This window comes from Pseudomonas sp. GW821-FHT10B02, from assembly GCF_059415665.1.
In genome coordinates this window covers 388,885-410,383 of sequence record NZ_JBWKNR010000003.1, presented here as the reverse complement: position 1 = coordinate 410,383, position 21,499 = coordinate 388,885, and the positions used below count along the sequence as shown (strand labels likewise).

Annotated in this window: 19 protein-coding genes; 9 read left to right on the top strand and 10 right to left on the bottom strand. The window is 63.2% G+C overall.

The window, feature by feature from the left end; genetic code table 11:
* The first annotated feature begins 136 nt into the window (after positions 1-136).
* Complete coding sequence (locus AC07OF_RS07535) at positions 137-1,039, top strand: DMT family transporter (protein ID WP_476446537.1); 903 nt, start codon at positions 137-139, stop codon at positions 1,037-1,039.
* A gap of 108 nt (positions 1,040-1,147) precedes the next feature.
* Here AC07OF_RS07535 and AC07OF_RS07530 read toward each other — a convergent pair whose 3' ends face one another.
* Positions 1,148-2,119, bottom strand: coding sequence for a 2-hydroxyacid dehydrogenase (locus tag AC07OF_RS07530; protein ID WP_157191189.1), 972 nt, complete (start codon positions 2,117-2,119; stop codon positions 1,148-1,150).
* Between the two features lie 73 nt (positions 2,120-2,192).
* On the bottom strand, positions 2,193-3,140 hold the full coding sequence (locus tag AC07OF_RS07525) for a LysR family transcriptional regulator (protein WP_157191190.1): 948 nt from the start codon (positions 3,138-3,140) through the stop codon (positions 2,193-2,195).
* A 186-nt stretch (positions 3,141-3,326) separates the two neighbouring features.
* Here AC07OF_RS07525 and AC07OF_RS07520 point away from each other — a divergent pair, with 186 nt between their 5' ends.
* Genes AC07OF_RS07520 through AC07OF_RS07505 form a run of 4 tightly spaced genes read left to right on the top strand, consistent with a single transcriptional unit; the run spans position 3,327 to position 8,104 of the window.
* Entirely contained in the window at positions 3,327-4,853 is a 1,527-nt protein-coding gene (locus tag AC07OF_RS07520; protein ID WP_038607058.1) for an efflux transporter outer membrane subunit, read from the top strand.
* The gene (locus AC07OF_RS07515) at positions 4,850-7,036 is read left to right on the top strand and encodes an FUSC family protein (RefSeq protein ID WP_157191191.1); all 2,187 of its coding nucleotides are present in this window, start codon (positions 4,850-4,852) and stop codon (positions 7,034-7,036) included. Before AC07OF_RS07520 ends, AC07OF_RS07515 begins: the two co-directional genes overlap by 4 nt.
* Positions 7,026-7,226, top strand: a complete 201-nt coding sequence (locus AC07OF_RS07510; RefSeq protein WP_038607063.1) for a DUF1656 domain-containing protein — start codon at positions 7,026-7,028, stop codon at positions 7,224-7,226. Before AC07OF_RS07515 ends, AC07OF_RS07510 begins: the two co-directional genes overlap by 11 nt.
* A gap of 11 nt (positions 7,227-7,237) precedes the next feature.
* The gene (locus AC07OF_RS07505) at positions 7,238-8,104 is read left to right on the top strand and encodes an efflux RND transporter periplasmic adaptor subunit (RefSeq protein WP_495072714.1); all 867 of its coding nucleotides are present in this window, start codon (positions 7,238-7,240) and stop codon (positions 8,102-8,104) included.
* An 88-nt stretch (positions 8,105-8,192) separates the two neighbouring features.
* Here the strand turns inward: AC07OF_RS07505 and AC07OF_RS07500 are convergent, their stop codons facing one another.
* Complete coding sequence (locus tag AC07OF_RS07500; protein WP_495072713.1) at positions 8,193-8,645, bottom strand: universal stress protein; 453 nt, start codon at positions 8,643-8,645, stop codon at positions 8,193-8,195.
* A 158-nt stretch (positions 8,646-8,803) separates the two neighbouring features.
* Between AC07OF_RS07500 and AC07OF_RS07495 the strand changes: the two genes are divergently transcribed.
* The 4 genes from AC07OF_RS07495 (at position 8,804) to AC07OF_RS07480 (ending at position 13,909) form a co-directional block, all read left to right on the top strand.
* Positions 8,804-9,709: a LysR family transcriptional regulator gene (locus AC07OF_RS07495; protein WP_461530560.1), complete on the top strand. Its 906-nt coding sequence runs from the start codon at positions 8,804-8,806 to the stop codon at positions 9,707-9,709.
* Positions 9,710-9,820: 111 nt separating this feature from the next.
* Positions 9,821-11,359 carry an MFS transporter gene (locus AC07OF_RS07490; RefSeq protein WP_495072712.1) on the top strand — a complete coding sequence of 513 codons (1,539 nt, stop codon included), beginning with the start codon at positions 9,821-9,823 and terminating at the stop codon, positions 11,357-11,359.
* 31 nt (positions 11,360-11,390) lie between these two features.
* Positions 11,391-12,452, top strand: coding sequence for an HlyD family secretion protein (locus AC07OF_RS07485; protein ID WP_157194689.1), 1,062 nt, complete (start codon positions 11,391-11,393; stop codon positions 12,450-12,452).
* Positions 12,449-13,909, top strand: a complete 1,461-nt coding sequence (locus AC07OF_RS07480) for an efflux transporter outer membrane subunit (protein WP_495072711.1) — start codon at positions 12,449-12,451, stop codon at positions 13,907-13,909. Before AC07OF_RS07485 ends, AC07OF_RS07480 begins: the two co-directional genes overlap by 4 nt.
* Here AC07OF_RS07480 and AC07OF_RS07475 read toward each other — a convergent pair.
* The 7 genes from AC07OF_RS07475 to AC07OF_RS07445 form a co-directional block, all read right to left on the bottom strand.
* Positions 13,893-14,717, bottom strand: a complete 825-nt coding sequence (locus tag AC07OF_RS07475; RefSeq protein ID WP_495072710.1) for an SDR family oxidoreductase — start codon at positions 14,715-14,717, stop codon at positions 13,893-13,895. The genes AC07OF_RS07480 and AC07OF_RS07475 overlap by 17 nt on opposite strands.
* A gap of 66 nt (positions 14,718-14,783) precedes the next feature.
* A complete protein-coding gene (locus AC07OF_RS07470) occupies positions 14,784-15,248 on the bottom strand; it encodes a multidrug transporter (protein WP_157191197.1) in 465 nt (154 codons plus the stop codon).
* 178 nt (positions 15,249-15,426) lie between these two features.
* Entirely contained in the window at positions 15,427-16,878 is a 1,452-nt protein-coding gene (locus AC07OF_RS07465) for a mannose-1-phosphate guanylyltransferase/mannose-6-phosphate isomerase (protein WP_157191198.1), read from the bottom strand.
* 33 nt (positions 16,879-16,911) lie between these two features.
* Entirely contained in the window at positions 16,912-17,559 is a 648-nt protein-coding gene (locus AC07OF_RS07460; RefSeq protein ID WP_495072709.1) for an alginate O-acetyltransferase AlgF, read from the bottom strand.
* A gap of 12 nt (positions 17,560-17,571) precedes the next feature.
* A complete protein-coding gene (locus AC07OF_RS07455) occupies positions 17,572-18,729 on the bottom strand; it encodes an alginate O-acetyltransferase (protein WP_495072708.1) in 1,158 nt (385 codons plus the stop codon).
* Between the two features lie 11 nt (positions 18,730-18,740).
* Positions 18,741-20,198: an MBOAT family O-acyltransferase gene (locus tag AC07OF_RS07450; RefSeq protein WP_157191201.1), complete on the bottom strand. Its 1,458-nt coding sequence runs from the start codon at positions 20,196-20,198 to the stop codon at positions 18,741-18,743.
* Between the two features lie 192 nt (positions 20,199-20,390).
* Positions 20,391-21,494: a mannuronate-specific alginate lyase gene (locus AC07OF_RS07445; RefSeq protein WP_476446545.1), complete on the bottom strand. Its 1,104-nt coding sequence runs from the start codon at positions 21,492-21,494 to the stop codon at positions 20,391-20,393.
* Positions 21,495-21,499 lie beyond the last annotated feature (5 nt).

Here is a 21,499-nt window from a genome sequence, read left to right as displayed (position 1 = left end):
TGCGCTACCTCTGGCCGTCATCCTACTCCGCTGCACAACGGCTGACAGCAGCAGGCGCAGCAAAAGCGCAAGAATCTGCAAGCGCGCTCGGCCCGTTCGCCCGGAGACTGGCGGCCTGGATGCGAGGAGCGCTGCCATGAACCTGTCGTTGTACCTGCTGACCGTATTGATCTGGGGCACCACCTGGATCGCCCTGAAACTGCAACTGGGCGTGGTCGCCATTCCGGTGTCGATTGTCTATCGCTTTGCGTTGGCCGGGCTGATCCTGTTCGCCATTCTGCTGCTCAGCCGTCGCCTGCAACCGATGAACCGGCGCGGTCATGGCATCTGCCTGGCCCAGGGCTTTTGTCTGTTCTGCGTCAACTTCATGTGTTTCCTCACAGCCAGCCAATGGATCCCCAGCGGTCTTATCGCCGTGGTGTTCTCCACTGCAACCTTGTGGAACGCGCTGAATGCCCGGGTGTTCTTCGGCCAGAGGATCGCCGCCAATGTCCTTGGTGGCGGTGCGCTGGGCTTGTGCGGGCTGGGCCTGCTGTTCTGGCCGGAACTGTCGGGCCATGCGGCGAGCCGTGAAACCCTGATTGGCCTGGCGTTGGCGCTGCTGGGCACCTTGTGTTTTTCGGCGGGCAATATGCTCTCCAGCTTGCAGCAAAAGGCCGGTCTGCGGCCTATGACCACCAATGCCTGGGGCATGCTTTATGGTGCCGGGATGCTTGCGGCGTACTGCCTGTTCAGCGGCATTCCTTTCGATATGGAATGGAATGCGCGCTACATCGGCTCGCTACTGTATCTGGTGGTTCCGGGCTCGGTGATCGGCTTTACCGCCTACCTGACCCTGGTCGGGCGCATGGGACCGGAGCGTGCGGCGTATTGCACGGTGTTGTTCCCGCTGGTGGCGTTGAATGTGTCGGCGTTCTACGAGGGCTATCAGTGGACGGCGCCTGCGCTGTCTGGACTGGTGCTGGTGATGCTGGGGAATGTGCTGGTGTTCAGGAAGCCCAAGGCCAAGGTGGCTACACCGGCTGTAGTCTTGAGGTAGCGGTTGTTTGTTATGGCCTCATCGCCGGCAAGGCCGGCTCCCACAGGGTTTGCACTGGCTCTGTGGGAGCCGGCCTTGCCGGCGATGAGGCCGGTAGTAACAGCAGGATTACTTCCACACCTGCGGATTCACCAGGTCCTTCGGTCGCTCACCGAGCAGGGCACTGCGCAGGTTATCGATGGCCCGGTTGGCCATGGCGTCGCGGGTTTCGGCGGTGGCCGAACCGACATGCGGCAGGGTCAGGGCGTTGGGCAGCTGGAAGAGGGGGGATTCAGTCAGCGGTTCCTTCTCATACACGTCCAGCCCGGCGCCACGAATGGTGCCATTGCGCAGGGCCTCCACCAGCGCCGCCTCATCCACCACCGGCCCACGCGATACGTTGATCAGGAAGGCGCTGGGTTTCATCAGCTGCAGTTCACGGCTGCTGATCAAATGTTTGGTCTGGGCGCCAAGCGGCACCACCAGGCAGACGAAATCGGCTTCAGCCAGCAATTCATCCAGGCTGCGGAACTGGGCGCCGAGCTCCTGCTCCAGCGCAGTCTTGCGCGAGTTGCCGCTATAGATGACCGACATGTTGAAGCCGAAGCGCCCACGACGGGCAATGGCCGCGCCGATGTTGCCCAGGCCAACGATCCCCAGGGTTTTGCCGTGCACATCGCTACCGAACTGTGCCGGGCCGACGGTGGCCTGCCATTGCCCGGCCTTGGTCCAGGCATCGAGCTCGGCGACGCGGCGGGCGCTGCCCATGAGCAGGGCGAAGCCCAGGTCGGCAGTGCTTTCGGTCAGTACGTCAGGGGTGTTGGTCAGGGCAATGCCACGCGCATTGAAGTAGTTCAGATCGTAGTTGTCGTAGCCCACCGACACACTCGACACCACTTCCAGTTTACCGGCGTTGGCCAGCTGCGCCTCACCAAGCTTGCGACCCACACCGATCAGGCCGTGGGCCTCGGGCAGGGCTTGGTTGAACTGGGCACTGATATCGCCGAGCTTGGGGTTCGGCACGATCACGTTGAAGTCTTGCTGCAGGCGTTCGACCATCGCCGGCGTGATGCGGCTGAAGGCAAGGACGGTCTTTTTCATCGGCGAAATCTCTGCGGGCGGTGGAGAATGGGTAGCACGCTATCATTCTCCACCGCCTGTGTGCAGCAAGATTTCAGTTGGCGATCAGCAGCTCGTGGGTCTTGAGGTCCGCCTCATGGGCGGCGAGGATTTCCGGCAACGAGTTGCGCAGGTATTCGACCCAGGTCTTGATCTTGGCATCCAGATATTGGCGGGACGGATAGATCGCGTACAGGTTCAGCTCCTGCAAACGGTAATCGGGCATCACCCGTACCAGCGAGCCGTCACGCAGCCCGTCGATGGCCGAGTAGATCGGCAAGACACCGACGCCCATGCCACTGCGGATCGCAGTTTTCATCGCATCCGCCGAGTTCACCTGGAACGGCGCCTGGGTGATGTTCACCACTTCCTGGCCTTCCGGGCCGTCGAACAGCCATTTTTCCAGCGGGATCACCGGGCTGACCATGCGCAGGCAGGCATGGTTGAGCAGATCGCTGGGCTTGTGTGCGATGCCGTGGCGTTTCACGTAGTCGGGCGAGGCGCAGACGATGCTGTAGGTGATGCCCAGGCGCTGGGACACGAAGCCCGAATCCGGCAGCTCGCTGGCCAGCACGATGGACACGTCGTAGCCCTCGTCGAGCAGGTCCGGCACGCGGTTGGCCATGGTCAGGTCGAAGGTCACGTCCGGGTGGGTTTCGCGGTAGCGGGCGATGGCATCGATGACGAAATGCTGGCCGACGCCGGTCATCGAATGCACCTTCAGCTGCCCGGCCGGACGAGCATGCGCGTCGCTGGCCTCGGCTTCGGCTTCCTCGACGTAGGTGAGGATCTGTTCGCAACGCATCAAATAACGCTTGCCGGCCTCGGTCAGGGCAATGCGCCGGGTGGTGCGGTTGAGCAGGCGGGTTTGCAGATGGGCTTCAAGATTGGAGACCGCCCGCGAGACGTTGGCGGTGGTCGTATCCAGGTGCACAGCCGCGGCAGTAAAGCTGCCGACCTGGGCTACGCAACTAAAAGCACGCATGTTTTGCAGGGTGTCCATGGGTCGCTCTCAAAGTAGACGACAAATTGTGACATGAAGTAACCGAGGCGGTCTTCAGACTAAAGCCGGATTATCGCTGTTTTCGTAACAAAGATTCGCAGTAATACACGCTTATCGCCAGTGCGGCGGCCCCCTAGAATTGCGTCTCCAAGCGTCATCCACCTTCTACGTCGGGAATTCGCAGCTGTGCCGCGTCGCATCATCAGAGCGCTGAATGCGCTCAGTGTCTGTGCCCTTAGCTTGACCTTGAGCGGCTGTATCGGAACCTGGGGCATTGCCCCGCAAAGCAAGACGCTGCAAGCCAATACCCTGACCACCGACGAGGCGATCCGCGAGGCCGCCCGTGATGCCCACTGGCCTGACCAGCAGTGGTGGCGCGCCTATGGCGACCCACAACTGGACCGCTGGATCGCCCTGGCGGTCAACGACAGCCCGAGCATGGCCATGGCCGCTGCGCGAGTGCGTGAGGCCAAAGCCATGGCCGGGGTGGTCGAGTCTGCCGAAAAACTGCAGGTCAACGGCGAGTCGACGCTCAAACGCCATAACTGGCCGGAAGACCAGTTTTACGGCCCGGGGGCCTTGTCCGGGGCCAACACCTGGGACAACAACGCTGCCCTTGGCTTCAGTTATGCGCTGGACCTCTGGGGTCGCGAGCGCAATGCCAGCGAGCAGGCCGTGGACATGGCCCACATGAGCGCGGCGCAGTTGCGCCAGGCGCAGCTGGAACTGCAGAACAACATCGTCAAGGTGTACATCCAGCTATCCCTGCATTTCGCCCAGCGCGATATCGTCAAGGCCGAACTCGAACAGCAGGAGCAGATCCTGGCCCTGGCCGAACGGCGCCTGGCCGGTGGTATCGGCACCCATTTCGAAGTCAGCCAGGCGCAGACGCCGCTGCCAGAAACCCATCGTCAGCTCGATGCGCTGAATGAAGAAATCGCCCTGGCGCGTAACCAGCTGGCGGCGTTGGCCGGTAAAGGCCCGGGCGAGGGCGCGCAGCTGCAGCGTCCGCAACTGGCCCTTGGTGCTGCGTTGAAACTGCCGTCGGCGTTGCCTGCCGAGCTGGTCGGCCAGCGTCCGGACGTGGTTGCCAGCCGCTGGCAGGTCGCGGCCCAGGCGCGTGGTATCGACGTCGCCCACGCCGGCTTTTTCCCTAACGTCGACCTGGTTGGCGGGCTCGGCTTCATGGCCACCGGCGGTGGTCCGCTGGAGTTCCTGACCGGGCGCAAGTTCAATTACAACGTCGGTCCCGCCATCAGCCTGCCGGTGTTCGACGGCGGCCGCCTGCGCTCGCAACTGGGTGTCGCCTCAGCCGGTTATGACATCGCCGTGGCGCGCTACAACCAGACCGTGGTCGAGGCCCTCAAGGGCATCTCCGATCAGCTGATTCGCCGCGAGTCGATGAACGAGCAGCAGCATTTTGCTGCAGAGTCGGTGGCGTCGGCGCAGAAGACCTACGACATTGCCATGATCGCCTTCCAGCGTGGCCTGACCGATTACCTCAATGTGCTCAACGCCCAGACCTTGCTCTTCCGCCAGCAGCAGATCCAGCAGCAGGTCCAGGCCGCCCGCCTGACCGCGCATGCCGAGCTGGTCACCGCCCTGGGTGGCGGCCTCGGCGCTGGCAACGATGTACCGGATGAAGACAAACAACAGGCGCCGAAAACCCCGGCGACACTGGCCATCTTCGACAAGCCGGACCGTGCCGAATGAGCGCACTGACCCTGCCGTTTCGCTGGTTGGCAAGTCTTGAATGGCGTCGTGGTTTCTTTGAGTGGGCACGCACCGACGGGGTGACCTGGGTCTACATCATCAAGGTCCTCAGCGCCGCGTTCCTGACCCTGTGGCTGGCCATGCGCCTGGAGTTGCCGCAGCCGCGCACGGCGATGATCACCGTGTTCATCGTCATGCAGCCGCAGAGCGGGCACGTGTTTGCCAAGAGCTTCTGGCGCTTGCTCGGGACCTTGGCCGGCTCGTCGATGATGGTCACCTTGATCGCCCTGTTTCCGCAGAACACCGAACTGTTCCTGCCGAGCTTGGCGATCTGGGTGGGCCTGTGCTCGGCCGGTGCCATGCGCTATCGGACCTTTCAGGCCTACGGTTTCGTGCTGGCCGGCTACACCGCGGCGATGGTCGGGTTACCCGCTCTGGAACACCCGGACGGCGCGTTCATGGCGGCAGTCTGGCGGGTACTGGAAATCTCCCTGGGGATTCTGGTGTCGACCCTGGTCAGCGCCGCGATCCTGCCGCAGTCGGCCAGTGCGGCGATGCGCAATGCCCTGTACCAGCGCTTCGGGGTGTTCGCCGGTTTTGTCGTCGAAGGCCTGCGTGGCGACAGCCAGCGCGATCGCTTCGAAAGCAGCAACGTACGTTTTGTCGCTGAAGCGGTTGGCCTGGAAAGCCTGCGCAATGTCACTGCTTTCGAAGACCCGCACATGCGCCGACGCAATGGCCGGCTGGGGCGCATGAACAGCGAGTTCATGGCCATCACCACGCGCTTCAACGCCTTGCACCAGTTGCTTGAGCGCCTGCGCCTGCGCGGCCCGTTGCAGATCGTCACGGCGATCGAACCCGGCCTCAAGGCCTTGACCGAGCTGCTCGATGCCTATGCCGGGCGGGCGCTGACCAGTGCCGATGCCGCGCGCCTGGCCGAGCAACTGACGGCCTACAAGGAAGGCCTGCCGGAGCGGGTGCGCAGCCTGCGCGCCGCCTATGTCGAGACCGGGCCGAGCGATGCCGATCTGCTCGACTTCCATACCGCCTACGAACTGCTGTACCGCTTTGTCGACGACCTGCACAACTACGCCCTGACGCACGCCTCGCTGGCCGAGCACAACCATGCCCGTGAGCAGTGGGACGAGCCCTATGTGGCGCAGACCAACTGGATGGTATCGCTGGCGGCAGGGCTGCGTGCTTCGTTCATCCTGCTGGTGCTGGGCAGCTTCTGGATCCTCACGGCCTGGCCGAGCGGGGCGATGATGACCTTGATCGCCGCCGCCACCGTGGGCTTGTCGGCGGCCTCGCCGAACCCCAAGCGGATGTCGTTCCAGATGGCCTGCGGGACCTTGATCGGGGCGTTCATCGGCTTCTTTGAAACCTTCTTCGTGTTCCCCTGGATCGACGGCTTCCCTTTGCTCTGCCTGGTGCTGGCGCCGGTGTTCGTGCTGGGCGCATTCCTGGCGTCGCGGCCAGCGTATGCCGGTGTCGGTCTGGGCCTGCTGATCTTCTTTGCCACCGGTTCCGTGCCGGATAACCTGACGGTCTACAACCCTTACAACTTCATCAACGACTACATCGCCATGGTCATCGGCATGCTGGTGTGTGCCGCGGCCGGGGCGATCATCCTGCCGCCGAACAGCCGCTGGTTGTGGAGCCGCCTGGAGCAGGACTTGCGCAGCCAGGTGCTGTTCGCCATCAGCGGCCGCTTGCGTGGCCTGGGATCGGGCTTTGAAAGCCGCACCCGCGATCTGCTGCACCAGGCTTATGGTCTGGCCGCCGGTAAACCGCAGGTACAGAGCAACCTGCTGCGCTGGATGTTCCTGGTGCTGGAGGTCGGGCACGCGATCATCGAGCTGCGCAAAGAGCAGGCGATCCTGCCGGTGCACCCGTGTTATGCCGAATCGCAACCCTGGCGCCAGGCGATCCGGGTCATGGGCCGGGCCCTGGCGCGCTTGTTCCTGCAGCCGAGCGCGAGCAACCACGAGCGCGCCCTGGTCGCTGTGGACCACGCCATCAGCCGCGTGCAGGCCACCGACGAACCCTTTGCCCGGCACTTTGATACCTCGGCCCTGCGCCGGGTGCAGAGCTACCTGCATTTCATCCGTACTTCGCTGCTCGACCCCCAGTCGCCGCTGGCCGCACTGGCCCCGGCCCAAGGACTGCCCCATGCCTCGTGAAATCGCCTTCCATGGCGTCTACATGCCGACCATGACCCTGATGTTCCTGTTCGCCGCCGGGCTCGCCTGGGGCCTGGATCGCTTTATCGCAAGTTATGACGGCTACCGGTTTTTCTGGCACCCGGCGCTGCTGCGCCTGTGCCTGTTTATCTGTTTGTTCGGTTCCATGGCCCTGACTCTCTACCGTTGAGACCCCTGTTGATGAAAAAGTTTTTCAGCCTGATCGCCACCTTGCTCGTGCTGGCTGCTGCCGTGGTGATCGGCCGCCAGCTCTGGGTGCATTACATGAACACGCCCTGGACCCGGGACGGGCGGGTGCGTGCCGATATCATCAACGTTGCCGCCGATGTTCCGGGTTACGTGGTCGATGTACCGGTGCGCGACAACCAGTTGGTGAAAAAGGGCGACCTGTTGCTGCAGATTGACCCTGAGCACTATGAAGTCGCAGTCAAACAGGCCCAGGCCCTGGTCGCCTCACGCAAGGCCACCTGGGAAATGCGCAAGGTCAACGCCCACCGGCGTGCGGACATGGACAACCTGGTGATCTCCCGTGAGAACCGCGACGACGCCAGCAACATCGCCAACTCGGCACTGGCCGACTATCAGCATGCGCAGGCACAACTGGCAGCGGCTGAGCTGGACCTCAAACGGACCAGGATCCTCGCCACCGTCGATGGCTACGTGACCAACCTCAACGTGCACCGCGGCGACTATGCGCGCACCGGTGAGCCGAAGATGGCAGTGGTCGACAAGGATTCGTTCTGGGTTTACGGCTTCTTTGAAGAGACCAAGCTGCCGCATGTGAAAGTCGGGGACCAGGCTGACCTGCAGATGATGAGCGGTGAAGTGCTCAAGGGCCATGTGGAGAGTATTTCCCGCGGCATCTACGACCGCGACAACCCGGAAAGCCGTGAGCTGATCGCCGACGTCAACCCGACCTTCAACTGGGTGCGCCTGGCCCAGCGGGTGCCGGTGCGGATTCATATCGATGAAGTGCCGGAGGGCTTTTTGCTGGCGGCGGGGACGACCTGTACGGTGGTGGTCAAGCCGGCGAAAGACCAAGGCTAGCGTTGACCCCATCGCCGGCAAGGCCGGCTCCCACAAAAGTTGGTGCTGCACGTTACTCTGTGGGAGCCGGCCTTGCCGGCGATGCTCTTCAGGCTTGCCGCGAATCCACCAGCACAGGGCATTTCACCTGATCGATGACCTTGTTGCTGATCGACGGATCCAGCAAGCGCCCCAAGCGATTCAGGTGCCGGTGCCCGATGATGATCAACGCGCAATCGAGCCGCTGGGCTTCGCTGACAATCGCCGTCACCGGATCATCCTGAGCCAGCTTGCCTTCGCTCTCGAAGCCCAACTCCCGCAACCGTCGCAGCGCCTGTTGCACGGCAGCAACGGCATGGCGCTGCTCGTCAGTGGCAGCCGGATACTCCTGTTGCTCGTACAGGCTGATCGCCCCGGGGCCATCGCTCAAGGAAAACGCACTGTCGATGGCCAGCAGTACATGCAGGCGCTGGCGGCCGGGCTGACAGTATTGTTGCGCAAGCTCCAGCAAACCGTGAGAGGCACTGGAGCCATCGATGGCGATCAAGACGGGACTGAGCATGCACGGCTCCACTGGGCCAGTTTCGAGCCGACTATTGTTGGCCAAGGCCAGGCGCAGATACATGGCCCGGCGTGCACTGTGTAGTTGTGTGCAACGCAACCCGGTGCTCGCTGCCGAGCTGTTAACATCAATGTCTTTTACCCCATGGAAACCTGGCAATGCAGATTCCGGATATGAACCTGTTGGTCGCCCTCGATGCGTTGCTCGATGAGGGCAGTGTGGTCGGCGCTGCACGGCGCATGAACCTGAGCCCTGCGGCCATGAGCCGGACCCTGGGGCGGATCCGCGAGGCGATTGGCGATCCGATTCTGGTCCGCGCCGGTCGCGGCCTGGTGCCGACACCCCGGGCGCTGGCCTTGCATGACCAGGTGCGGGCGCTGGTCGAGCAGGCCGGGCTGGTGTTCCGCAGCCGTGAGGAGGTCGACCTGGCCACGCTCGACCGGGCGTTCAACATTCGCACTAATGACCTGTTCATCGCCCTGTATGGCGCGCAGTTGCTGCGCATGATGCACGAACAGGCGCCGCGTACCGTGTTGCGCTTTGTCCCGGAAAGCGGTGGCGATGACGATGCGGTGCTGCGCGACGGGCGCACCGACTTGCTCGTCAGCTCGACCATTGACCTGGGCCCCGAGATCAAGGTGCAGAGCCTGTTCAACACTATCTATGTCGGCCTGGCCCGCCAGGATCACCCGATCTTCGATGCGCCGATCACCCCCGAGCGCTTTGCCGCTTACCCGCAGATCAGCGTGTCGCGTCGTGGCCGCGCCAATGGGCCGATTGATATCGAGCTGGCCAACTACAAGGTGCAGCGCCGTGTCGCCCTGATCACCCCGAGTTTTCACTCGGCGATGTTCTCCCTGCCGGACTCCGACCTGCTGCTGCCGATGCCGGCCAATATCCTCTCCAGCGTGACCAAGCTGGGGCTGCCGTTACGTTCGTTCCGCATTCCGCTGCCGATGGAGCGGGTGACGGTGATGCAAGCCTGGCACCCGCGTTTCGACAACGATCCGGCCCACCGCTGGCTACGCCAGACCCTCAAGGCGTGTTGCAGCGAGAGCGCTTGATTAGCGGAATGCGTTTGCTGCACTAGTAAACTGCCAATATGTCAGTTTTCGTCATCATTGCCGCTTCATAGACTTCTGCCGGTAGTTGTTCACCCCCGGAGATGTCTTTTAATGAGTTCGTTGACTGCGCTGCCCACAGCTGTCGCGCCCAAGCCTGTGGCCAGCCCCGGTGGGAGCGGGCTTGCCCCGCGCATCGTTGTCGGGCTGCTCGGCGTGTTACTGGCGGTACTCTGTGCCGGCCTCAACGAGATGGTCACCAAGGCCTCGCTGGCCGACATCCGTGGCGGCATGTTTATCGGTGCCGATGAAGGTGCCTGGCTGATTGCCGTGTATGCGGCAGCGTCGGTTTCAGCCATGGCCTTTTCACCGTGGCTGGCCGCGACCTTTTCCCTGCGTCGCTTTACCCTCTGCGCCATCAGCGTCTTCGCCGTGCTCGGGCTGTTGCAACCCTATGCCCCGAACCTCGCCAGCCTGATGGTGCTGCGTACCCTGCAAGGGTTGGCCTCGGGCGCCTTGCCGCCGATGCTGATGAGTGTCGCATTGCGCTTTCTGCCACCGGGGATCAAGGTCTATGGCCTTGCCGGTTATGCCCTGACCGCGACCTTCGGGCCGAACATGGGCACACCGCTGGCAGGCCTGTGGACCGAGTATGTCGGATGGCAGTGGGCGTTCTGGCAGATCATCCTGCCTTCATTGCTGGCCATGGCCTGCGTGGCCTGGGGCCTGCCTCAGGATCCGCTGCGCCTGGAACGATTCAAACAGTTCGACTGGCGTGGCCTGCTGCTGGGTTTACCGGCGATCTGTGCGCTGGTGATCGGCCTGACCCTGGGCGATCGCATGGGCTGGTTCAGCTCGCCATTGATCTGCTGGCTGCTGGGGGGTGGCCTGGTGTTGCTGGTGTTGTTCCTGCTTAACGAGTGGTCCGAGCCGTTGCCGTTCTTCAAGCTGCAGATGCTCAAGACCCGCAACCTGACGCACGCGCTGGTCACCTTGTTTGGTGTGCTGATCGTACTGACCGCGGCGATCCTCATCCCCTCCAGTTACCTCGCCCAGATCCAGGGTTACCGCCCCGCGCAGACCGCGCCATTGTTGCTGCTGGTGGCCTTGCCGCAGCTACTCGCGCTGCCGTTGACCGCAGCGCTGTGCAATATCCGCGCAGTGGACTGCCGCTGGGTTCTGGCCATGGGCCTGGGCATGCTGGCGTTGTCCTGCGTGCTCGGTAGCCAGCTCACCAGCGTGTGGATTCGCGACAACTTCTACCTGCTGCAGATGCTGCATATCTTCGGTCAACCGATGGCCGTGTTGCCGTTGCTGATGCTCGCCACCGGCGGCATGACCCCGCAGGACGGCCCGTTCGCCTCGGCCTGGTTCAACACCGTCAAGGGCCTGGCCTCGGTGGTCGCCACCGGGGTGCTGGAGGCGCTGACCACCCTGCGCCGGCATTTTCATTCCAACACCCTGGTCGACAACCTGGGCAACTCGCCGCTGGCCGACGGCCAGGTGCCGGGCCTGGCCAAGCGTATTCACGAGCAGGCGCTGGTGCTGGCCTCGGCTGACCTCTACCTGTGCATGGCGGTGCTGGCTGCGGCGCTGATCCTGCTGATTCCTTTTGTACCTACACGGATCTATCCACCGCGCGCGGTGGCTTAGGTTGCGGTTCTGAGAGAACGACATGACGACAATAACGACCCACCGAAAAACCGCCTTGATCGTTGCCGCCTTGGTGCTGGCGGGCCTGGCCGGAGTCTTTGGCCCGATGCTGCTGGGCAGCAACGGCGAACAGAGCACCAACGATGCCTATGTGTCAGCGGATTACACGGTGATTGCGCCCAAGGTGGCGGGCTTTATCAAACAAGTGCTGGTCGAAGACAACCAGCAGGTCAAGGCTGGCCAGGTGCTGGCGTTGATCGACGACCGTGACTATCAGGCGGCCCTGGCGGCGGCGCAGGCGCAACTGCTGGTGTCGACCGCGCAGCAGCACAATGCGCGGGCAACGCTCGAGCGCCAGGCATCGCTGATCGCCCAGGCCCAGGCTGCGGTGAATGCCGACCAGGCCGAGCTGGCGTTCGCCAACCATGAGCTGACCCGCCACAGCCGTCTGGCCGAGCAGGGCGCCGGTACCGTGCAAAATGCCCAGCAGGCGCGCAGCCGGGTCGATCAGGCCAGTGCCCGCCTGGCCAACTCACAGGCGGCGCTGGCCGCAGCGCGCAAGCAGGTGGATATCCTCAGCGCGCAAGTCGACAGCGCCGAAGGGGGGCTCAAACATGCCCAGGCGAGCCTTGAGCGGGCTCAGCTGGATCTGTCCTATACCCGTATCGTTGCGCCCATCGACGGTATGGTTGGCGAGCGCGCGGTGCGTATTGGTGCTTACGTCAATCCGGGCGCCCGGCTGCTGTCGGTGGTGCCGCTGGAGCACGCCTATGTGATCGGCAACTTTCAGGAAACCCAGCTGACCCATGTGCAGCCCGGGCAACCGGTGCAGATCCGCGTCGATACCTTCGCCGATGAGTACCTGCATGGCCGGGTCGAAAGTATTGCGCCGGCTACCGGGGTCACCTTCGCGGCGGTCAAGCCGGACAATGCCACCGGCAACTTCACCAAGGTGGTACAGCGCATTCCGGTGAAGATTGTCTTCGATGCCGACCAGCCCTTGCTGCAGCGTCTGCGGGTAGGCATGTCGGTGGTAGCGAAGATCGATACCGAGGCCAGGCTCACCTCCGGCAAAGAGGTCAGCGCCCGATGAAATCTGCACTCGCCTTATGCCCTTTGTTGCTCGGCCTGCTGGCCGGCTGCACCCTGGGCCCGGACTTTCACCAGCCTTCCAGCCAGGCACCGGCAAGCTGGGCGCCGTTGCAGGAAGCGCCAGCGCCGAGCCAGGCCCTGGCCGAACCGATCGAGCAACGCTGGTGGCAGAGCTTTGATGACGCCAGGCTCAGTGCCCTGATCGAGCGCGCCAGTCAGCGTAACCTCGACTTGCAGATCGCCAGTGCGCGGCTGCTGCAAAGCCGCGCGTTGCGTACCAGCATCGCTTCCGAACAAACCCCGGCGGTCGATCTCGACGCCGGCTACAGCCGCGCGCGCAACAGCGCTGAAGGTCTCAGTGACCCATCCGGCAAGGGCGGCAAGTCGGCCTTCAATCTCTGGCAGGGCGATCTGACCGCCAGTTGGGAGCTGGACTTGTGGGGCCGGGTACGGCGTCAGGTCGAAGCCGCCGATGCCGTGGTTGAAGTTGCCGAGAACGACCGCCGTGGCGTGCTGTTGTCGTTGCTGGCCGAGACGGCCGGCAATTACATCCAGCTGCGGTCGGTGCAGAGCACCCTGGCCGTGACCCGGGAAAACCTTGAGGTCTCGCGGCATAGCCTGCGCCTGTCGCAAATGCGTTTGCGCGATGGTGTCGCCACTGCCCTGGACGTGGCCCAGGCCAGTGCTCAGGTCGCCTCGATCGAGGCGCGCCTGCCGACCCTGGAGGAGCGCCAGGCGCAACTGATCAACGCCCTGAGCCTGTTACTGGCCGAACCACCGCGCAGCCTGCAGGCCGAACTGCTGGCGCCCGCCGCGATGCCGACGCCGCAGCAGCGCTTTGCCATTGGCGTACCTTCGGAGTTGGCTGAGCGTCGCCCGGACATCCTTCAGGCCTCGGCCCAACTGCATGCCGCCACGGCCAGCATTGGTGTAGCCAAAGCCGATTTCTACCCGAGCATTCGCTTGTCGGGCAATGTCGGTTTTCAATCGATGCAGTTGTCTGATTTCGGCGCTTGGGATTCGCGGCGCTTTGGCATCGGTCCGCAATTGAGCCTGCCGATCTTTGAAGGTGGACGCTTGCGTGGCGTGCTCGAACTGCGTGAGGCCCAGCAGCAGGAAGCTGCCTTGCACTATCAGCAGGTAGTGCTGCGCGCCTGGCATGAAATCGATGATGTGCTGCTCCTGTACAACGCCAGTCAATTGCGTCGCGACCTGCTGGCCGAAGCGGTGCGCCAGAACCGCATTGCCTTGCAGACTGCGCAGCAACAATACGAGGAAGGCGCGGTGGACTTCCTCAATGTGCTCAGCGTGCAGGGCGCCTTGCTGGCCAGCCAGGAGCAGTGGGTCGAAAGCTCGGCGGCGGTGTCTCAAGCCCTGGTTGGTTTGTACAAGGCGCTGGGGGGAGGCTGGCAGGCTTTCGACCCGGCCATGAGTGTTGCGGTTACAGCGGGCGGCTAAGGCCGAAGCGCTTCTTCAGGACCGTATCCAGCAGTGCACGAGGCAACCAGCGCGCCAGCAGCGGCAGCGCGCGGCTGCCGTTGCCCAGGCGCACCAAGGACGGCACAGGCTGCTTTTGCACAGCAGCCAACAGGCCTTGGGCGAAGTCGCTGGCGGAAGTCGGGTGGTCCTGGGAAGCGCGGGCGCGGGCGTGTATCTGTTCGCGCAACGGCCACCACGGCGAATCGGCAGCCAGCACCTGTTCGGCCTGGGTCTGGGCGTTGTCGGCAAACTGCGTGGCAATCGCCCCCGGCTGGACCTCCATGACCCGGATGCCCATCGGCGCCAGTTCCAGGCGCAGGGCATCGCTGAGGGCATGCACGGCGGCTTTGGAGGCGCAGTAGGCACCGGCAAAGGGCGTGACCAGCACACCGGAGACGCTGCCGATGTTGACCACCAGCCCCTTGCTGCGCCGCAACGCCGGAAACAGCGCGCGGGTGACACCGACCAGCGCAAACACATTGGTTTCAAACTGGCGCTGCATGGCCTCGACGCCGCCATCGAGCAGCGGGCCCATGGCGCCGTAGCCGGCATTGTTGACGAGAATGTCGAGACCGCCATGGGCTGACTCGATTTCCGCGCTCAAGCGTTGCAAGGCTTGCGCGTCGTTGACGTCAAGCTGTCGCCCTTTGAAGCCAGCCGCGTCGAGGCGGGTTACATCTTCGGCCTTGCGTGCTGTGGCCCAGACCTCATAACCAGCCTTTTTGAAGCTGTCTGCCAGGGCGCGGCCGATGCCGCTGGAACAACCGGTGATGAGAACGATGGGCATGGACGATCCTTCGCGACACAGGGTAAGGAAGGCCGATCATACCCAGCTCGCCAGCACACCGAAACGTTAGTTGGAAAAGCTGCCGCGCAGCTGTTCGGCCCTGAACTCCACAGACTGCGGGCGATAACCCGGGCGCAAGGGTGGCAAGGGCAGGCAGTCACTCCATTGCGCTCCCGGCTGCAGTTCGCCTGGGCCACGGTAACGTGGAGCGCTGTAAGTGTTTTCGCTGAGGTTGACGCTGTCGCCTGGCGCGTAAGCCGCTACTCGCCAGCGCAATGTCAGCAGGGGCACGTCGTTGCTGTTTTTCATCTGCACGCGCAGGGGGCGGTCGGCCGGGCAGCTTTCGGGGGCGTAGGTCAGACGCAGGTCCAGGCGGGCCAGTTGCCGGGTTTCACGGTTGTCCTGCCAGACCACCCACAGCGCCACCAGCCCCAGGCCGAACAGCGCCGACAGGGAAATCGGCAGGGCCTTGGCCGGGTAGCGCAGCAGCAGGACCAGCCAGGTGAGGACGAGCAGGGCGCCGATGATCATGGAGCAAACCTTGTGTGCGGGTGTGCTTTCATCCTAACCGCAAAAATGCCCACCCTCAAAAAGCATCGCCGGCAAGGCCGGCTCCCACAGTGATCTTAGTCAGACTCAAATGCTGAACCGGACTCAGAACCTGTGGGAGCCGGCCTTGCCGGCGATGGGCTTTAAAACAGCCCCGGTGTTACTGCGCGATGGTCTTCACCGAAATCCCGCGCTCGATCGGCGTCGAGCGCCCATAGATATCTTCAAAACGCTCGATATCGTCTTCACCCAGGTAACTGCCCGATTGCACCTCGATGATCTCCAGCGGAATCTTGCCCGGGTTGCGCAGGCGGTGCACCGAGGCGATCGGGATGTAGGTGGACTGGTTTTCGGTGAGCAGGAACACGTTTTCGTCGCAGGTCACCTCGGCCGTGCCCGACACCACGATCCAGTGTTCGGCGCGGTGGTGGTGCATCTGCAACGACAGGCAAGCGCCCGGCTTGACGGTGATGTGCTTGACCTGGAAACGCCCGCCCATGTCCACCGAGTCATAGGAACCCCATGGCCGGTACACTTCGCAGTGGTTCTGGGTTTCGCTGCGGCCCTGTTCGTTGAGGGTGTTGACCAGCTGTTTGACGCCCTGGACCTTGTCTTTGTGGGCAATCATCATCGCGTCCTTGGTCTCGACCACGACGATGTTCTCAAGGCCAATCACCGACACCAGCTTGCCGTTGCCGTGAATCATGCAGTTGCGGCTGTCCTGGACGACGACGTCGCCCTTGGTGACGTTGCCGTTGCTGTCTTTCTCGTGCACGTCCCACAGCGACGACCAGCAGCCGACATCGCTCCAGCCGGCACTGAGCGGCACCACGCAGGCGCGCTGGGTTTTTTCCATCACCGCGTAGTCGATGGAGTTGTCCGGGCAGCAGGCAAAGGTGGCGTCATCGATGCTCAGCTCGTCGCCATCTTCCTCGCTGCGCTCCAGGGTCAGCAGGCAGGTGTCGTAGATGTCCGGGTCATGCTTTTTCAGCTCTTCGAGGAAGCGGCTGGCACGGAACAGGAACATGCCGCTGTTCCAGAAGTAACCACCCGCCTGGACGAATTCGTTGGCACGTTTCTCGTCCGGCTTTTCGACGAACTGGGCGACCCGGCTGATACCTTCGGGCAGCAGTGCGTCCTGGCTCGACCTGATGTAGCCGTAACCGGTTTCCGGCTTGGTCGCCGGCACACCGAACAACACCATCTCGCCACGCTCGGCAGCCACCGTGGCCAGGGCCAGGGCGCGTTGCAGGGCTTTCTGGTCGTCGATCACGTGATCGGCCGGCAGCACCAGCATCAGCTCGTCACGGCCTTCATTGACCAGCTTCATCGCCGCCAGCGCCACCGCCGGTGCGGTGTTGCGACCGAACGGTTCGAGGAGGATCGCCTGGGTTTGCAGTTTCAGGCTGCTCAGTTGTTCGTTGACGATGAACTTGTGGTCCTTGTTGCACACCACCATCGGCGTGTCCATGCCTTCGAACACCAGGCGCGACAGGGTTTGCTGGAACAAGGTGTGTTCACCGGTCAGGGCCAGGAACTGCTTGGGGAACTGTTTGCGCGACAGCGGCCACAGACGCGAACCGCTACCGCCGGACAGGATGACTGGAATCATGAGTGTTCTCCGAAATTTGAAAGGGGCAGTTGATTAACGGGTCGATACCGGGCGCTTGACCCAGACCGGCGACAGGTTGCTGCCGGATCCGGTGACGTAGAGCACCGCTGCTTCGCCGCGCTCCAGAGCCACCGGCTTCAGATCGCTGACTTTCTTGTCGCCTTCATACAGGGCCAGGCTGACCTTGACCGGGTTGATCTCGCGCTCGCCGCGGGCCTTGGCGGCCACCGGCTTGACCACTTCGGTCTTGCCGTCGGCGGTTTTCAGGGTCAGGGCCTGGTCGCTGAGGTTCTGTACTCGTACCAGGGATTTCTGCTTGTTCTTGAACGGCGGTTCCTCAACCAGTTGCGGGGCGCCCGAGGCGTTGTTGACCAGGGTGTAGTAATGGTCGGAGGCGAGCTTGACCGGCAGGCTGTGGCTGCCGAGTTTGGCGCTGTAGTCGCCCTGCGGCATGAAGCTGAAATCGCTGCTGGCCTGGGCCGCCACGTCGTTGATCTGGGTGTTGCCGACACTGGCGCTGACCGCCTGGTTGCCGGCGTTGTAGATGCGCACGAAGGTCGAGCCTTTCGGCGCACTCGGGCCGTACAGGGCGGCATCGGCGCCGGCCCAGGCCTGCAGCGAAAGCAGGCTCATGCCAGCGATCAGGGCAAAGGCTTTGGCAATACGGTGCTTGGTGGTCATGTGCGTTACCTCTCAGTGTTGCGTCCGATTGGACGACAGGGCCAGGTCATGATTGGCGTTACGGGTTTTCTTCAGCTGGGCGATCCACTGCGGATCGAAGTCGCTGAGGTCGTTTTTCATTGGCAGATAGCGTTCCGGGAACTCCCAGATCAGCACTTGCGGGGCGCTGTCCTTGAAGGCCTCGCTCTGCAGGTACTTGAGCATCGGCAGCAGCGGGCCATGGCCGTCTTCGGCGTAATTGACCACGTCACTGCGCAGGGCCTGCTGCAGCGCGCCGAGGAAGTTCCAGTTGGGGTTGGCGCTGTAGCTGGTGCCTATCAGCGCCACCGGGATTTCGTTGTCGGCGAACAAGGCGTCGCCACTTTCGCCCTCGGCTGCAGCCGGGCGGGTGCTGCGCTTTTGCAGGGTGTCCGGCGCTGGTAGCAGGTTGCTGAACAGCGGGTCGAGCGGCAGGAAGTTGGTCAGGTCGCCTTTGTAGGGCGCGCTCTGGCGCTGTTCGGTGATGAACTGCTGCGGTTCGCCGTTGAGCAGGTTCTGGCGGCTGACGGCTTCGGCCAGGTGCTGGGCCGCCACTTCGGCGCCCAGTGGCGTCCAGTGCGTGTCGGTGCGCAGGAACACCTGGCCACGGGCCTTGGCGCTCTGCAACGGGGTCAGCAGGTCGGGAGCGAAGACCCCGGCCTGACGAGCCTGGGCATGGAACTCGTTGTACAGGTCAGCGTGCAGGCTGGCCGGGGTCTGATCGCCGAGGTACTCGCTATACAGCCGCGCCTTGGCCGGCACGATCGCCAGCACCAACTGCACGCCGCGCTGTTGCAGGGTGTCGCGTACGCCGCGGATCAGCGCCAGGTTTTCCTGTTCGAACTGATCGCTGTTGGCGACCGGTTTGAATTCCTCGTCGCTGAACAGCCACTGCTCGCGCCCCAGCACCACGCCGGGGCGGCCTTCGTTGAACAGTTTGAAATCCAGCGCCGCCCACAGGTTGGTGCCGATGCGCTTGAGCGGGAACTGCTCGTCGTAATGGGTCTCGGCGGCTTTGGCCAGCTTGCCGTCGAGCACGCTCATCTGCGCGCTGCGCTGGAAGCTGCCCAAGCCGCCCAGCGACCAGATACCCAGGCCCAGGAGCAGGGCGAGGAACAGCACGGAATAGAGTTTGCGTAATGATCGGGTCATGGTCGGCTCACTCAGAACTGGAAGTAGAGAAACGGCGAGTAGCTTTGCGCCGAGAGTTTCAGGATCGAGGCGATAAACAGCAGCAGCACCAGCGCGCGGGTGGCATACAGGCCCCAGTCCAGGCTCAGGCTGCCGTCGGCCTGCACGGCCACCGGGCTGGCCTTGGGTACAGGTCTGGCGTTGCGGTAGAAGTCGCGCAGGCCGAAGAACGCCAGGGTCGCGTAGGCCACCAGCAGGGTTGCCACTTGCAGGCCGGTAAGGTTGGCGCGGTTGAGCTCGGACAGCTGCCAGTCAGCGAAGCTGAACATGGCGCCGTACATGCGCGCGGCGACGTCGAGGTTTTCGGCGCGGAAGATCACCCAGCCGATCACTACCAGCAGGAAGGTGAAGGCCCATTTCACCGGGTTGAAGCGCTGTGGGTTGGTGTCCAGGCCCAGGGCTCGCTCGATGGCCAGCCACATGCCGTGCCACGCACCCCAGATGATGTAAGTGAAGTTGGCGCCGTGCCACAGGCCGCCCAGCAACATGGTCAGGAACAGGTTGCGGTAGGTGGCGAAGGTGCCGCCGCGGTTGCCGCCGAGGGTGATGTACAGGTAGTCGCGCAGCCAGGTCGACAGGCTGATGTGCCAGCGCCGCCAGAACTCGGTGATCGACTGGCTGATGTAGGGCTGCTTGAAGTTTTCCATGAAGCGGAAACCCATCATCAGGCCCAGGCCGATGGCCATGTCGCTGTAGCCGGAGAAGTCGAAGTACAGCTGCGCGGTGTAGGCCAGGGCACCGAGCCAGGCGTCGCCGGTGGTCGGGTTCTGCAGGGCGAAGCAATGGTCGGCGACCACCGCCAGGGTGTCGGCGATGAACACTTTCTTGATGAAGCCCTGCATGAACCGTGTGCAGCCTTCGGAAAACTTGTCGAGGGTGTGGGTGCGGTGGTTGAACTGGTCGGCCAGGTCCTTGAAGCGCAGCACCGGGCCGGCGATCAGGTGCGGGAAGATCGCGACGAAGGCGGCGAAGTCGATCAGGTTGCGGGTGGCCGGGGTGTCGCCGCGGTAGACGTCGATGATGTAGCTGATCGACTCGAAAATGTAGAACGAGATACCGATCGGCAACAGCACGTGGGTGAGGATGAACGGCTCAAGACCGAACGAGGTCATGATCGCGTTGAGGCTGTCGACACCGAAGTTGGCGTATTTGAAATAGCCGAGGATGCACAGGTCGACCACCACCCCGAGCAGTAGCCAGCGCTGCGCTGACTGGGTGCGCACGCCGGCGGCGCCGACTTTCAGGCCGATCCAGTAGTTCCACAGGGTGACCCCGGCGAACAGGGCGAGAAAGTCCACCCGCCACCAGGCATAGAACAGGTAGCTGGCCAGCAGCAGCAGTGCGTTGCGATAGCGTTGCCCGCTCAAGTAGTACAAGCCGAGAAAGATCGGCAGGAACAGGAACAGGAACACATTGGACGAGAACACCATCCCGATCTCTCCTTGTCGTTATCCACAATCGGGGCAGCAGCCCCCCAAACCCCCCACGCAACATCGTCGGGGAAACCTAAACTGTGGGAGCTGGCGGAGCAGGCGATGGGCTGCACAGCAGCCCCACAAACCAGCAAGGCTGTGCCTTGCATCGCCGGCTTCGCCAGCTCCCACAGGGACTAGCGTCGCTCGCTATTTTTTCTGCTCGGCCTGCGGGTCGTAGACCCGGGTCAGGTCACCGCCGAGGCGGAAATTCCTGAATGGCTGCATGTCGTGCTTTTTCTTCAGCGCATCGGCACCGCAGCGGTAAAGGCTGCACCAGGGTTCGAGCCAGGCGTATTTGCTGTCGACCTTGAGGTCGCCCATGGCTTGTTTCTCACCGCTCTTGGCCTTGAACGGGCTCGGGTCTTTCGCCCCGGACAGCACTCGTTTACCCAAGCGTTCAAGTGCGCCGTTGTTTTCGGGACGCACATCGACACCATTGGCCTGGGCAAAGCTGGCGATCATCGCCAGTGGCGGCAGGGCGTAGTTGTGGTAGGCCAGGGCGCGTTGCTTGCGCTTGAGCTCGTTGGGCAGGAAACCCTGCGCGTCGATCTGGTTAGCCGCCACCCGGTATTCCTTCACCGACCAGTTGAACAGGTCGCGGCGGTCGGTCGCCACGGCAGTGGCCATCACCGACCAGGCGGCCCAGTAGGAGTGGTTGTTGATCTTTTCCAGCGGCAGATCGCTCCAGTCCTTGACCACCTGATCGGCCAGGCGCGCGAACCATTTTTCGATCAGTTCGGCTTCCTGCTGATGCGCGGCCAGGGGTTGGGAGTTGGAAAATTTCAAGTGCAGCCACGACGAACTCAGGCTGCCCAGCGCCCATTTGCGCATGGACTTGCCGGTGTGGTTGTAGTCGGTCGACATCAACGCATCGGCGCGGGCCCAGCTGCTCAACCATTCCAGGGTGCAATCGAGCTGCTGCGGACGGCCGTCGCGCATGTATTGCATGACCTGTTTGCTGACCCCGCGCTCAAGCGTGGTTATGCTCGCGGTGGAGTCGCGGAAGGCTTTTTCCGAGGCTTTGTTCAAGGTTGCGCGAGCGCTGTCCGAACCTTCGTACTTGCTGCGAAATTGCAGCTTGCCGGTATAAGGCTTGGGGATGGCCTCGCACTTGTAGTCGCTGGGGCCGGTCTTGAGTTTTTCGATCCCGGCGTAGTAACCCTGCGGTGGAACCAGGCCGGCGGCCTGCGCGGCCGGGCCGAACAGGGCCAGGGCGAGCAGGGCTGGAGCCGTCAGTTTGCTGATGTGCATGGTGT

Bases quoted from the DNA above. Each gene is read 5' to 3' on its own strand.
- AC07OF_RS07465 (WP_157191198.1), bottom strand. From the start codon at position 16,878: ATGATTCCAGTCATCCTGTCCGGCGGTAGCGGTTCGCGTCTGTGGCCG.
- AC07OF_RS07480 (WP_495072711.1), top strand. From the start codon at position 12,449: ATGAAATCTGCACTCGCCTTATGCCCTTTGTTGCTCGGCCTGCTGGCC.
- AC07OF_RS07525 (WP_157191190.1), bottom strand. From the start codon at position 3,140: ATGGACACCCTGCAAAACATGCGTGCTTTTAGTTGCGTAGCCCAGGTC.
- AC07OF_RS07475 (WP_495072710.1), bottom strand. From the start codon at position 14,717: ATGCCCATCGTTCTCATCACCGGTTGTTCCAGCGGCATCGGCCGCGCC.
- AC07OF_RS07460 (WP_495072709.1), bottom strand. From the start codon at position 17,559: ATGACCACCAAGCACCGTATTGCCAAAGCCTTTGCCCTGATCGCTGGC.
- AC07OF_RS07500 (WP_495072713.1), bottom strand. From the start codon at position 8,645: ATGCTCAGTCCCGTCTTGATCGCCATCGATGGCTCCAGTGCCTCTCAC.
- AC07OF_RS07470 (WP_157191197.1), bottom strand. From the start codon at position 15,248: ATGATCATCGGCGCCCTGCTCGTCCTCACCTGGCTGGTCCTGCTGCTG.
- AC07OF_RS07445 (WP_476446545.1), bottom strand. From the start codon at position 21,494: ATGCACATCAGCAAACTGACGGCTCCAGCCCTGCTCGCCCTGGCCCTG.
- AC07OF_RS07530 (WP_157191189.1), bottom strand. From the start codon at position 2,119: ATGAAAAAGACCGTCCTTGCCTTCAGCCGCATCACGCCGGCGATGGTC.
- AC07OF_RS07505 (WP_495072714.1), top strand. From the start codon at position 7,238: ATGAAAAAGTTTTTCAGCCTGATCGCCACCTTGCTCGTGCTGGCTGCT.
- AC07OF_RS07495 (WP_461530560.1), top strand. From the start codon at position 8,804: ATGCAGATTCCGGATATGAACCTGTTGGTCGCCCTCGATGCGTTGCTC.
- AC07OF_RS07490 (WP_495072712.1), top strand. From the start codon at position 9,821: ATGAGTTCGTTGACTGCGCTGCCCACAGCTGTCGCGCCCAAGCCTGTG.
- AC07OF_RS07535 (WP_476446537.1), top strand. From the start codon at position 137: ATGAACCTGTCGTTGTACCTGCTGACCGTATTGATCTGGGGCACCACC.
- AC07OF_RS07455 (WP_495072708.1), bottom strand. From the start codon at position 18,729: ATGACCCGATCATTACGCAAACTCTATTCCGTGCTGTTCCTCGCCCTG.
- AC07OF_RS07450 (WP_157191201.1), bottom strand. From the start codon at position 20,198: ATGGTGTTCTCGTCCAATGTGTTCCTGTTCCTGTTCCTGCCGATCTTT.
- AC07OF_RS07510 (WP_038607063.1), top strand. From the start codon at position 7,026: ATGCCTCGTGAAATCGCCTTCCATGGCGTCTACATGCCGACCATGACC.
- AC07OF_RS07515 (WP_157191191.1), top strand. From the start codon at position 4,850: ATGAGCGCACTGACCCTGCCGTTTCGCTGGTTGGCAAGTCTTGAATGG.